Below are 12,343 nucleotides of genomic sequence, written 5' to 3' on the forward strand. Positions count from 1 at the left end.
GGACCACCTTCAGAACCACCCCGGCACCACCGCACGGCACCACCCCAGCACCACCGCACCCAAGGCACCACCACCGCACCACCGCACAGCACTGTCCGGACGAGAGGGAGAACAGCAATGTCACGGTACGAATGGGGCGAGACGAACCCCGGCATCGACAGGCTCAAGCAGGCCATCGCGCCCGCCCGGCAGAAGGTGATCGGCCACCCGGTCTACCACCAGCTGAACACCAAGGAAGCCGTCGTCACGTTCATGGAGCACCACATCTTCGCGGTGTGGGACTTCATGTCGCTGCTGAAGTCCCTCCAGCGCAGCCTGACCTGTGTCGAGGTGCCGTGGGTGCCGGACGGGCCCACCGGGAGCCGCCGGCTCATCAACGACATCGTCCTCGTCGAGGAGAGCGACGAGCTCGGCGACGGCTTCATCAGCCACTTCGAGCTGTATCTCGACGGTATGCGGCAGGCGGGCGCCGACACCGCGCGCGTCGACTCCTTCATCGCGCTGCTGCGCGAGGGGCGGCCGGTGCTGCCGTCGCTGAAGGAGGCGGGCGTGCCGGAACCCTCCGCGGAGTTCGTCGCCACGACCTGGGAGTTCATCGAGAACGCGCCCACGCACCGGCAGGCCGCGGCCTTCGCGTTCAGCCGCGAGGACCTGATCCCCGACATGTTCGACCAGGTCGCCGCGCTGGGCGCGGAGCACGCCGAGCTGTCGACGTTCGTCGACTACCTCCGCCGCCATATCCAGGTGGACGCCGAGGAGCACACCCCGATGGCGATGCAGATGCTCGCCGATCTGTGCGGCGACGACGAGCGCAAGTGGGCGGAGTGCGAGGAGACCATCAACGTCGCGCTCGCGGCCCGGATCCGGCTGTGGGACGGCATTCTCGGGGCGTTCCCCGAGGGCTCCCGCTGACCGGACCTGATTCGACGCGTCCCGGGCCCGTGGCGGCACGGGCCCGGGACGCCAGGAAGCTGAGGAGCACGACATGCCGAGGGACAAGGACACATCCACAGCGGGCACCGGGCGCGCCGAGCGGATCGCGGAGCGCTCCCGCGGTGACAACTGGAAGAAGGCGCCACGTCGTATCGAGGCGTCGGAGTGCATCACCTGCGACCTGTGCCTGCGCAACTGCCCGCCGGAGTTCGGGGCGATCTTCGACAGCGGACTCGATGTCGTGATCGTCCCCGAGCTGTGCTCCGGCTGCCCCGCGTGCGTGCTGGTCTGCCCCGTCGACTGCATCTATGTGGACGAGGAGTGGTCGCCCACCGGGGACCGGATGTGGGACCACATCGAGCTGACCGCCGAAGGAGCTGCGCCATGACCCTGCCCACCGAGCGGGACGCGGGACTGTCCCGCAAGGCCGCGATGGCGAAGGCCCGGCAGAGCCGGCGGCCCAGCCGGCTCGGCCGGCGGGCGGGGTCGGCGCCCGAGCCGGACTACGTGGTGGCCGACGACGCCGGGTTCCCGGGGCTGCTGAAGCGGACCTGGGAGCGGGCGTCGGCCGCGGCGGACCTGCCTTCGGCGGTGGAGGTGCTGCTCACGCTCGACGGGCATGTGCCCGCGGACGTCCAGCTGCGGGCGCTGCCCGCGCCCGAGGAGTGCGCGCTGGACGTCCTGCTCGGGCGGACGTGGCGGGCGGCGGGGCACGGAGGCGGGGAGGGTGCCGGTGGCGGCTCGCGTACTGGCTCCGGCTCCGCGGTCCGTACAGGTCCGGCGGACGGCACCGGCACCGGCACCGGCACCGGCACCGGGGAGGAGCATCCCGCGGGTACGGCGTTCCTCGGGGAGATCGGGCTGAACACCAGCGGCCGGGTCGTGGTGCGGGTCCCGTCGAAGGAGCCGCTGGCCGGTCGGGAGGAACTGGTCGGCGGTGTGCTGCGCGTGCCGTGGTCCGGGCGCGATCTCGCGGAGTACCGGGCCGCTTCGCTGCGTGGCGCCGAGCGGCTGGGCGAGTCGGACGCCGACTGCCGGAAGTGGCTGGCGCAGGCGGGGCCGGAGGGCCGTCGCGAGATGCTGGAGCGGCTGAAGGAGGCGGCCCTGCGGACGGCGCCCTTCGTGCTGTACTCCGGGGACCGGCAGTACACCAACTTCCGGGACCAGAACACGCTGACGGGCAAGACGCTGTGGCCGGGGCATCCCGACTGCGCGCTCAGCAGTCTGGCGCCGGTCCCGCTCGACCTGTGGTCGGACAGCGATGTGCGGATGGTGGTGTGCCTGACGCTGCTGGTGCGTTCGGCCGGGTTCGCCCGGATCGAGGAGGCCAACGGCACCCAGCTCACCACCGACCATGTGGCCCACCTCCTGGAGCACACCCGCCGGGCGTACGAGGGCGTGCCGGGCGGGACCCGGGTGGCGCCCGCGGCCTCGGCCGGGGCGGCGGACCTGGCCGGGCTGGCGGAGGCGCTCGGGCGGCGGCGCCGGGAGGTCACGGCCGGTGTCCAGCTCTACCGCGAGATCCACGGCCCGCTGATGCACAAGGTCGAACGGGTCGCCGGCGCTCCCGGTGAGGGTGCGCGGCGGCTGGAGGCGGAGCTGTGCGCGCGGCTGCGCGAGCGGCTGCCGGTCGGTGACGGTGACACGTTCGACGGGCTGGCCGCCGGTGCCGGGGCGGCGCCCGGCTGGCTGGCCGAGCCGCACGGGGGCTACGGGAGCGGCCTGGAGTCCCTGGTGCACGAGACGGTGTCCGCGGCGACGGAGGTGTTCGCCGCCGACTTCGCGATGAGCCGCGGTATGCGGTCGCTGACGGCGCTGGTCGCGGCGCTGCGGGCCGAGGAGTGGCCGAGGATCGCGGAGTGGGACACCCCGCACTTCTTCTGCTGTGTCGTGCCCGCGCCCGGGGCCCGGCGGTACTTCGGGGACTCGTCGGCGCATCTGGCCGACATGGCGTGGTCGATGTCGGCGCGGATGCAGTACAACTCGTGGCACTTCCTGGTCGGCAATCTGCCGAAGGTGCCCGAGGTCGAGGCCCGGGACTACTTCGTGCCGCCCACGCTGCCGGACATCGCGTACCACTCCGACCAGCACCATCACGGGCATGTCGCGGCCAAGGTGCGTTTCAGCATCCGCAGTCCGCAGGCGGTCGAGGTGCTGGGCCGGACGTTCGGGGGGTTCGTCGATCTGCGGCTGCTGCGCTGCGAGGGGAAGCCGTTCGACGAGCAGGACCTGCTGGCCGCGCACCGCGCCTCGGGGTTCGTCGCGAAGGCCACGAGCCTGGCCGCGGCGCTGGTCGCGGACGGCGCGGACGTCGAGATCGGGACGTTCGACAGCCAGTGGCACTGGGACCGGATCGCCGGGTAGCGCCCGGCCGGGGCATACGCCAGGGGCCCGCCGACCACAACGGTCGGCGGGCCCCTGGCGTATGCCCCGGGTGAGGTGGTCAGACCCCGGCGGGCTGCGGCGCGGACCGGGTGTGGACGACGCGGTAGGCGTTCCAGTCGGCCGCGGTCGTCAGCGAGTCGCGCTTGGCCCGGTTCCTGCGGCGCGCGTCGGGCTGCTTGTCCTCGGTCATGGTGCGGAACGTCTCGTAGGACTCCCGGCCGTCCCACTGGGAGTAGACGACCACGAAGTCGTCGTCCTTGCCGAAGGCCGTCAGGGCGCCGTCCAGGGTGCCCCGGGAGCGGATGCCGCGCAGCACGTTCTGCGAGCGGTAGCCCGGCACGTCCACCAGCCAGTCGTGGGCCGAGCCGAGGGTGCTGATCAGCGCGCGCTGGTCGGCGGACGCGACGCCGAGGACCTCGATGACCGTGTAGTCGTCGCGGTCGGGCGATATCTCGGTGACGTCGCCGAGCGAGGGGTGGCGCTGGGCGACCTCCACCTCGGTCTGCATCAGCCGGATGAACGTCGAGATCTCATGGAAGACCGGCACCGTGCGGTGCTTGAACTCGTCGTCCTGGTAGCGCGACTCCAGGTCCTGCGTGCCGCGCCACTGGATGAAGTTCGCGGTCCCCATCTTCTGCTGGCCCCGGTGGACGGTGCTGGAGACCCAGCCGGGGAAGGCCGCGGTGTCGACGATCGACCGCATCTCGCCGACGAGGGTGTCCACCCGTTCCGGCAGGTCGGTCTTGAACAGGTTGATGACGGTCAGATACCCGTTCTCGGGGTTGATGAAGGGCATGCTCTCCTCGCATCCTCTGGTTTCGGTCGCTACCGGTCGCGGGCCGGGCGGGAAGGGGCGGACCCGGTCTACGGGCGGGCGCCCGCCGCGGCGGGGGCCTGGGTCCGGTCGTGGTCGCCCGGCGCGCCGAACCAGCGGCCGAGGGCGTCCGTCAGTCCTGCCGTCCCGGAGCCGCCGGAGCCGATCCAGGCGAGGTAGCCGTCGGGGCGTACCAGCGCCGCCTCGACGTCCGCGAGGGCGCCCTGGGGGCGGGACTTGGGGGTGACGACGTCGATCCGGCCGGTCCACGGCGCGGCGGCGGCGCGCAGTTCCTCGTCGTCGCGCAGGTCGAGCAGGAAGCCGCGTCCGGCGTGCAGCAGCTGGAAGGCGTTCGCCGTGCCGGACGGGGCGAAGTCGCCGGTCAGTTCGGTGTCCGGGAGCCGGCGGCCGAGCAGCGGGTGGCCGCCCGCCCCGACGTCGTAGCGGATGTCGAGGCCGGTGACCATGCCGACGAGCAGCTTCTGGACCTCCTCGTAGGCCAGCAGCTCGGTCATGACCTCGCGCATCGGGTCCAGTTCGTCGCCGCTGAGGTAGAGGATGCGCTGGGCGAGGGTGTTGGCGAGGATGCGGGCCCCGACGGGGTGCCGCTCGCCGTGGTAGGTGTCGAGGAGTTCCGTGGTGGCGTCGCCGCGCAGCGCGGCGGCGAGCTTCCAGCCGAGGTTCATGGCGTCACCGATGCCCGCGCTCATGCCCTGGGCGCCGACCGGCAGATGGATGTGCGCGGCGTCACCGAGCAGGAACACCCGGCCCTTGCGGTACTCGGCGGCCTGGCGGCTCGCGTCGGTGGTGTAGCTGGTCCACAGGGGCTTGCCGCCGCTGATGTCCTCGCCGGTGAGCCGGTTCCACGCGGCGGCGACCTCCTCGAAGGACGGCGGGCCGTCGCCCTGCCGCTCGCCGCCGCGCTCATGGACGACGACCCGGTTCATCTCGGGGCCCATCGGCAGCACCATGACCATCCCGCCCGGTACCCGCTCGCCGGAGAACCGGGGCCGCAGCTGGAGGCCGGCCACATCGGCGAACCACAGTTCGAGGGTCGGGTCGGTGCCGGGGAAGTCGACCCCGGCCAGGTTGCGGACCTTGCTCCGGCCGCCGTCGCAGCCCGCGGCGTAGCGGGCCCGCAGCCGCTTGGTGCCGTCCGGGGTGACGACGTCCAGGGTGACGCCGTCCTCGTCCTGGGTGAGCCCGGTGACCTCGTGCTCCCGGTAGACCTCGGCGCCGAGCCCGGTGGCCCATCCGTTGAGCACACCCTCGGTGAGGGACTGGGGCTTGCCCCGCGCGCCGTAGGAACCGCCCTCCACCACCCGGAAGTCGATGGGCAGCCCGCCGAAGTGGCCGACGGGTATGGTCGCCAGCTCACCGAAGCCGGGCAGCAGCCCGCGCTGGTCGAACTCCTCGATGGTGCGGGCGGAGAAGCCGAGGGCGCGCGACTGCCTCATCGGCTCGGCCAGCCGGTCGAGCACGAGGGTCCGTACTCCGGCCAGGCGCAGTTCACCGGCGAGCATGAGCCCGGTGGGGCCTGCCCCCACCACGATGACATCGGCATCAAAGCCTTGCATTTCGCTTCCTCACTTCCGGATGCAGCAGTTTCCCGAGGGCTTGGTCCAGGTCTTCCTCGCTGTCGTCGGCCCAGGCGACATAGCCGTCGGGCCGCAGGAGGACGGTGGTGATGCCGGGGAGCGACCCCGACTCGTCGATGACACGCAGCACCGGGACGGGGAACCGGCCGGGGCCGGCCGCCCCGGGCGCGAGCGTCAGGAGGACGGGCCCGGGGCCCGTCGCGAGCAGCGGGCCCGTGGCTGTCCGCAGCCGCAGCCCCGCGACGCGCCGCCCGGTGAGCCCGGGTCCTGGCGGGCCGTAGCGGTCGCCGAGGTTCGACGCGGCGGCGGCCAGATGGGTGCGGACCCGGTCCAGGCCGGTCAGCTCGGTGAGGACCGCGCGCAGCGGTTCGGCCCCGGAGCCGCCGAGCAGCAGGAGTTCCTGGGCGGTCACATGGGCGAGGACCCGCGCGGCGACCGGGTGCCGTTCGTCGTGGTAGGTGTCCAGCAGTCCGGGGGCCGCCAGGCCGCGCGCCGTCGCGGCGAGCTTCCAGCCGAGGTTGACGGCGTCCTGGAGGCCGGTGTTGAGGGCCTGGCCGCCGATCGGCAGATGGTGGTGGGCGGCGTCACCGGCCAGCAGCACCCGGCCCCGGCGGTAGGCGGTGGCGTGCGCGGTGGAGTTGTCGAAGGCGTCCAGCCAGACGGCCCGACCGCCGGAGATGTCCTCGCCGGTGACCCGCTCCCACCGGGCCGCGATCTCGGCGAACTCCGGGGGCCCGGTGCGTGCCGTGACGGCCCGGCCGGTGGCGTGGACCATGACGCGGGTGACACCGTCGCGGGTCGAGGCGACCGCGAACCCGCCGGGCAGCCGCTCGAAGCGCCGGTCGCGGACGGCCAGGCCGGTCACGTCGGCGCGCAGCAGTTCCCTGGTCGGCGCGGTGGCCGTGACGGCGAACCCGGCGAGCCTGCGTACGGCGCCGTTGGCGCCGTCGCAGCCGACCACGTACCGCGCCTCGATCCGGCGGGGGCCCGCGGGGCCGTGGACCTCGCACAGGACGTGGTCCGGGCCCTCGGTCAGTCCGGTGAGTTCGGTCGAGCGCAGCACGGTCGCGCCGAGTTCCGCGGCGCGTTGTCCCAGGGACGCCTCGGTGCGGTACTGGGGCACCTTCCAGTTGCCCGCGTACGGGCTGTCCAGGGCGGACAGGTCGTACCCCAGCCCGCCGAAGTGCGCCCGTGGTTCGTGGGCGGCCTCGGCGAGCAGCGCGTCGAACCCGCGCTCGTGCAGCAGTTCGGCGGTCAGCGCGGTGAGCTGGCTCGCGCGGGACTCCGTCATCGGCTCCGCCAGCCGTTCCACGACGACGACCGGCACCCCGGCCGTCCGCAGTTCGCAGGCCAGCAGCAGTCCGACCGGTCCCGCGCCCACGACGACGACCGGGGCGGGCGGTACGGGCGGTACGGGCGATGGGGCCGGTGCGACGGGTGGGGTCGCCGGGGGGCGGGTCACGGCCCTGTGCGCCCGCCGGCGGCGCCCTCGGCGAAGGCCTTCGCGGCGAGCAGCGTGACCATGCTGTTGCCGCTGAGGGCCTTCTGGACCAGCTCCCGCGCGGTACGCACGTCCGCGTCCTGGCCGAGCACCTCATGAACGCGTTCGGTGTTGATCCGCACCGTGTGGCGCGAGGTGACGGACACGCCCGCTCCGGCACGCTCCTCGATCAGCCAGCGGCCGGTGTGCAGGGTCATCAGCGCGGGCAGGACATGCTGTTTGTAGACGATGGCGCGGTGCGGGCTGCACACGCGTACGGACCGGGTGGTGTGCACCGAGCCGTCCTTGGTGCTGGTGTCCATCTCCAGCGTCTGGAGCCCGGGGGTGTCCTCCGTGAGCTCCACCCGGGCGACGTGCGGCAGCCGGTCCGCCCACCGCTGGGCCTCGTTGAGGAAGTCGTAGACGTCCTTGGCGCTGCCGTCGACGGTCACCGAGTCCTCGAAGGTGATCAGCTGGTCCGGGCCGCCGAGTTCCGCGCGGGTCTTGAGCGCGGCCAGCTCGGAGCCGCTGTTGCGGTCGACGGCCCGGCTGATCCAGTCGAGGTCGGCGGGGTCGTCGGTCGCCGCGAAGAAGTCGTGCAGCAGCCGGACCCGGCACGCGGTCGCGGAGACCGGCTCCACCACCCATTCCCCGCCCATGCCGCCGACCGGGTGCTGGGAGCGTTCCTGGCGGAACGTGATGCTCCGGCGCTCCGGGTCGTGCTCGCGCCGGGACGTCCAGGTCTTGGCGGTGCCGTTGGCGGTCGCCCAGAGCCGGATCACCTCCGCGTTCCCGGTCCGCTCGACGCACTCGGCGTGCACGGTCGGGGGGAAGACCTCCGGCCACCCGCCGACGTCCTCGATCAACGCGTACACCTGGTCGGCGGGGGCCGCGACGTCCACGGTGTGCTCCGTGGCACGGACCGCGCTCGTAGTCACGATTCTTCTCCTCTGCGTCACGGAACGGCTAACCGGCGGAAGTCAGTTGCTGGGGACCGGAGGCGGTGCCGGTATCGGGCGCGGTGTCGGAGGTGCCGGGTGCGGCCTCGGTGCCGGGGGTTCTGCCTGCCGGGCCGAACCAGCGCTCCAGCGCCTCGGTGAGGCGGCCCCCGCCGGGCGCGGCCCAGGCGACGTGTCCGTCGGGGCGGAGCAGCACCGACTCCGTCGCGGCCGGTCCTTCCTCGGGTCCGGCCGGGAAGCTCTTCACCCGCACCACGTCGACGCGGTCGGCCCAGGCTTCGGCGGTCCGGCCGGTCCCCCCGGAGCCGTCGGCGGTGATCAGGACGCCGCGCGCCGGGTGCAGCAGCCGCGCGATCCGGTCGGTGCCGCCGTCGGCGAGTTCCAGCTCACGGTCGGCCATCCGGGCACCGGCCAGCGGGTGGCCCCGCTCCCCCACGTCGTAGCGGATGTCGAACCCGCTGACCATGCCGGACAGATGCCGGGCCACCGCCGGGAGCGCGATCAGCTCGGACATCACGTCCCGCAGCGGTGCGGCCGGGGTGCCGCTGAGGTTGAGCGTGCCCTGGGCTCGGGTGTTGCGCAGGACCCGCTCACCGACGGGGTGCCGCTCGCTGTGGTAGGTGTCGAGCAGGGCCTCGGGGGCCCGGCCGGTAACCGTCGCGGCCAGCTTCCAGCCGAGGTTGACCGCGTCCTGCACCCCGATGCTCAGCCCCTGGCCGCCGGCCGGGAGATGGATATGGGCGGCGTCCCCGGCGAGCAGCACCCGGCCGCGCCGGTACTCGGCGGCCTGCCGGGTCGCGTCGGTGAAGCTGCTCACCCAGCGGGCCTGTCCGCCGTGGATCGACTCGCCGGTGAGCCGCTGCCACGCGTCCGCCACATCGGCGAAGCCGGCCTGCCGGTCCTTGTCCGGCGGGGTGCCGTTCTCGCACACGATGATGCGGAAGAAGCCCTCCTCCAGACCGGCCGCCATCACCATGCCGTTCGGCAGCAGTTCACCGATCGGCCGGGGCCGGATACGGCAGCCGCTGACGTCGGCCAGATACATCTCGCGGGTGGCGTCGGAGCCGGGGAAGCCGAAGCCCGCGAGTTTCCTGACGGTGCTCCGGCCGCCGTCGCAGCCCACCAGATAGCGGGCCGCGTACTCGGCACGGCCGTCGGGCCCCTCCACGGTCGCGGTGACGCCGTCCCCGGTGTCGGCCAGCCCGGTCACCCGGAATCCGCGGTGCACGGACACCCCGAGCTCCAGGGCCCGCTTCTCCAGCATCTCCTCGATCTTGTACTGGGGTGCGCCGCGGACCCCGAAGTGCGAGCCCTCCAGCACCCCGTAGTCGACCGGCAGCCCGCCGAAGTGCCCCTGCCGGGTGATCTCGGTGTTCTCCAGCCGCTCCAGCAGTCCGCGCTGGTGGAACACCTCGGCGGCGCGCGCGGTGAACCCGATCCCGCGCGACTCCCAGCTGCGCTCGGCGAGCCGTTCGACGACGATGACGTCCGCGCCGCCGAGCCGGAGCTCGCTCGCGAGCATCAGCCCCGTGGGCCCGGCGCCGACAACGATCACATCCGTGTCCACTACATCCACTTCCTGTCCTCGGCTTCGAGCGGGGCATGCGCGGGGGCATGCGGGCGGGGCTGACGAGCGGTGGGGTCCGGCGCCGGGTCCCGGGGCCCGGCGCTCAGCACCAGGTACCGGGCGACGGGAGCCGGGCCGTGGGCCCCGGGACCCGGGCCGGCGGGTCTCAGACGGGGACCGCCTCGATGATCGAGACCGGGGAGGTGGTGGCGATCGACCTGGTGACCTTCAGGCCCGCCTTGGCGAACAGCTCGGTGTACTGCGGCAGCGTGCGCTCCTTGGCACCGAGGAGCAGCAGGAGCCAGAGGTCGATGATGTTGCCGTAGTGCCGCTCGTTGTTCTCGTTGAGCACGTACTCGATCACGAGCATCTTCCCGTCGGGGGCGATCGCCTCCCGGACGTTCTTCAGCATCTGGACGCAGTCGGGCTCCGCGAAGTCGTGCAGGATGTGCTTCAGCACATACGCGTCCGCGCCCACCGGCAGCTTGTCGAAGTAGCCGCCGTTCTCGACGGTCACCCGGTCCGCGACACCGGCCGCCGTGAGCACCGCCGGGGCGTCCGCGGTGGCGGCCTCCTGGTCGAACAGGATGCCCTGGGCCCCGGTCGCCTGCCCGAGAATCGTGGACAGCAGGGTGCCGCGCCCCCCGACGACGTCCACGATCCTGCGGAACGGGGTGAAGTCGTACGCCGCGACGACCGGGTCGCATTCCGACTCGGACATGCTGCGCATGCCCCCGAAGAACTCCGCCGCGTACTCCTGGTTCGACATGAGGAATTCGTACGCGCCCTTGCCGCGCAGCTTCGGCAGGTTCGCCTCGCCGGTACGCACGGAGGAGATCAGATGACCGAATTCCTCCCAGTGCAGCGGGTGGCCCATCAGCATGGCGAGGCCGCGCATGGAGTCCGGCGCGTCCTCCCTCAGCGCCTGGGCCATCGGCGTCAGCGCGTACCGGCCGTCGGGCTGGACGGCGAACACCGAGAAGCCCGAGAGCGTGCGCAGCAGCCGGTACGTCGCGTCGGGGTCGGAGCCGACCCGCTTGGCTATGTCCTCGGCGGTAAGCGGCCCTTCGGCGAGCACATCGGCCATGCCGAGCCTGGCCGCGACGGAGATCGCCTGGGTGATCACCGAGCCTTGGATCAGATCGAGCAACGAGTACGCGGCAGACTGGTCCCGTGCGGCGGGCACTGCGGACATGGGAATACCTCCGGAATTCGTGGCCCTGAGGAATTGTCGGCCTCAGGTTGCCGACGATAGGTCGGCGGGTTCCCGCCCACAACTTCCGGATTCCCACCGCTCCCCGGTTGAACGCCTGTTACCGTCCCCGGCCGGACGCGCATTCCCACCTCGGTTGAACACGCATTCCGCTCACCGGTTGAACGCGTATTCCTGTCACCGGTTGAACGCGTTTCCGGTCCCGGTTGAACGCGCATTCCCGCATTCAGTGGTGACGCCGCCGTCCCCCTCTCTACTGTCTTGACACGGGCAGGCCCCAATCACCTTGGAGGCAAGAAGTGTCGGACAATGTGGATCTCTGGGCGCTGAGCGATCTGGCGACCCCCTGGTGCGTGCGCGTGGTGGTGACCCTGGGCGTCGCCGAGCACATGGCGGACGGCGTCACGAAGGTCGGCGAACTGGCCCGGCGGGCCGACTGCGACGGTGAGTCACTGGCCCGGGTGCTGCGCCGTCTCGTGGCGAACGGCCTCTTCGAGGAGCCCGCCGAGGACGAGTTCACGCTCAACGAGGCGGCCCGGGTCTTCCTGGAGCCCGGCCCGCTGCGCGGCGGACTCAACCTCGACGGCCACGGCGGCCGGCTGGCCGGTGCCTGGACCGGGCTGCTCGACGCCGTACGCAGTGGCCGCCCCACCTACCAGGGCGTCTTCGGGCTGCCGTTCTGGGAGGACCTGGACGCCCATCCCGGCCTCGCGGAGAGCTACGACTCGATGATGGTCGAGGGCCGTCATGTGCCGGACCCGGCGGTCCTCGTGCACGACGGGGACTGGGCGGACGTCCACCATGTCGTGGACGTCGGCGGCGGCACCGGCGCGATGCTCGCCGAGATCCTGCGCGCCCGGCCCCATGTCCACGGCACCCTGGTCGATCTGCCCCGTACCGTCGCCCGCTCCGGGGAGATATTCGGGCCCGCCGGGGTGGCCGACCGCGCCACGGTCGCGCCGCAGAGCTTCTTCGAACCGCTCCCCGCCGGGGCCGACGTCTATCTGATCCAGTCCGTGCTGCTGGACTGGCCGGACGAGGAGGCCACCCGGCTGCTCACCCGGTGCGCCGAGGCCGCCGCGCCGAACGGCCGGGTCGTCGTGGTCGGCGGCGTGTCCGCCGACCGGGCGGCCGGCAAGGGCGGGCTGCTGCTGATGGTGATGACCGGCGGCAAGCCGCGCAGCCTGGACGAGTTCCGGGTACTGGCCGCGGAGGCCGGGCTGACCGTCTCGGCGTCGGGCGAGAGCCCGTCCGGGCACTTCATCATCGAGAGCCGTCCGAGCTGAGAGCGCGGCACCCGGCCGGGCGCGGGCCCGTTCGACTGCCGATCCCACGCAGTCGAACGGCCCGCGCCGGGCCGCCGCAGGCCCGTCATGCCCGACGCGTCCATCACG

10 protein-coding genes and 1 pseudogene are annotated in these 12,343 nt (G+C 72.6%); 5 read left to right on the forward strand and 6 right to left on the reverse strand.

Annotated elements, in window-relative coordinates; genetic code table 11:
- Positions 1-117 precede the first annotated feature (117 nt).
- The 3 genes from OG711_RS14460 (at position 118) to OG711_RS14470 (ending at position 3,297) form a co-directional block, all read left to right on the forward strand.
- Positions 118-912 (forward strand): DUF3050 domain-containing protein, encoded by a 795-nt coding sequence (locus OG711_RS14460; RefSeq protein ID WP_073784376.1) that lies wholly within the window; start codon positions 118-120, stop codon positions 910-912.
- A 73-nt stretch (positions 913-985) separates the two neighbouring features.
- Entirely contained in the window at positions 986-1,321 is a 336-nt protein-coding gene (locus OG711_RS14465) for a 4Fe-4S dicluster domain-containing protein (protein ID WP_073784374.1), read from the forward strand.
- Positions 1,318-3,297 carry a hypothetical protein gene (locus tag OG711_RS14470; RefSeq protein WP_329559426.1) on the forward strand — a complete coding sequence of 660 codons (1,980 nt, stop codon included), beginning with the start codon at positions 1,318-1,320 and terminating at the stop codon, positions 3,295-3,297. Before OG711_RS14465 ends, OG711_RS14470 begins: the two co-directional genes overlap by 4 nt.
- Before the next feature lie 79 nt (positions 3,298-3,376).
- Here OG711_RS14470 and OG711_RS14475 read toward each other — a convergent pair whose 3' ends face one another.
- The 6 genes from OG711_RS14475 to OG711_RS14500 all read right to left on the reverse strand — a co-directional run bounded on the left by OG711_RS14475 (position 3,377) and on the right by OG711_RS14500 (position 10,931).
- The gene (locus OG711_RS14475) at positions 3,377-4,114 is read right to left on the reverse strand and encodes an antibiotic biosynthesis monooxygenase family protein (RefSeq protein ID WP_073784369.1); all 738 of its coding nucleotides are present in this window, start codon (positions 4,112-4,114) and stop codon (positions 3,377-3,379) included.
- 68 nt (positions 4,115-4,182) lie between these two features.
- Positions 4,183-5,709, reverse strand: coding sequence for an FAD-dependent monooxygenase (locus OG711_RS14480; protein WP_266508416.1), 1,527 nt, complete (start codon positions 5,707-5,709; stop codon positions 4,183-4,185).
- Positions 5,696-7,192, reverse strand: coding sequence for an FAD-dependent monooxygenase (locus OG711_RS14485; protein ID WP_329559427.1), 1,497 nt, complete (start codon positions 7,190-7,192; stop codon positions 5,696-5,698). The genes OG711_RS14480 and OG711_RS14485 overlap by 14 nt, the downstream gene beginning before the upstream one ends.
- Positions 7,189-8,148, reverse strand: coding sequence for an aromatase/cyclase (locus OG711_RS14490; protein WP_329559428.1), 960 nt, complete (start codon positions 8,146-8,148; stop codon positions 7,189-7,191). Before OG711_RS14490 ends, OG711_RS14485 begins: the two co-directional genes overlap by 4 nt.
- A 28-nt stretch (positions 8,149-8,176) precedes the next feature.
- Entirely contained in the window at positions 8,177-9,736 is a 1,560-nt protein-coding gene (locus OG711_RS14495; RefSeq protein WP_329563810.1) for an FAD-dependent monooxygenase, read from the reverse strand.
- 166 nt (positions 9,737-9,902) lie between these two features.
- Positions 9,903-10,931, reverse strand: a complete 1,029-nt coding sequence (locus tag OG711_RS14500; RefSeq protein WP_073784362.1) for a methyltransferase — start codon at positions 10,929-10,931, stop codon at positions 9,903-9,905.
- A gap of 329 nt (positions 10,932-11,260) precedes the next feature.
- Between OG711_RS14500 and OG711_RS39230 the strand changes: the two are divergent.
- Both OG711_RS39230 and OG711_RS14505 read left to right on the forward strand, forming a co-directional pair.
- Positions 11,261-11,488, forward strand: a pseudogene (locus OG711_RS39230) (methyltransferase family protein); the annotation flags it as partial.
- 81 nt (positions 11,489-11,569) lie between these two features.
- The gene (locus tag OG711_RS14505; RefSeq protein ID WP_456341297.1) at positions 11,570-12,235 is read left to right on the forward strand and encodes a methyltransferase; all 666 of its coding nucleotides are present in this window, start codon (positions 11,570-11,572) and stop codon (positions 12,233-12,235) included.
- Positions 12,236-12,343: the final 108 nt, after the last annotated feature.

This window comes from Streptomyces uncialis (assembly GCF_036250755.1).
Taxonomy (GTDB): Bacteria; Actinomycetota; Actinomycetes; order Streptomycetales; family Streptomycetaceae; genus Streptomyces; species Streptomyces uncialis.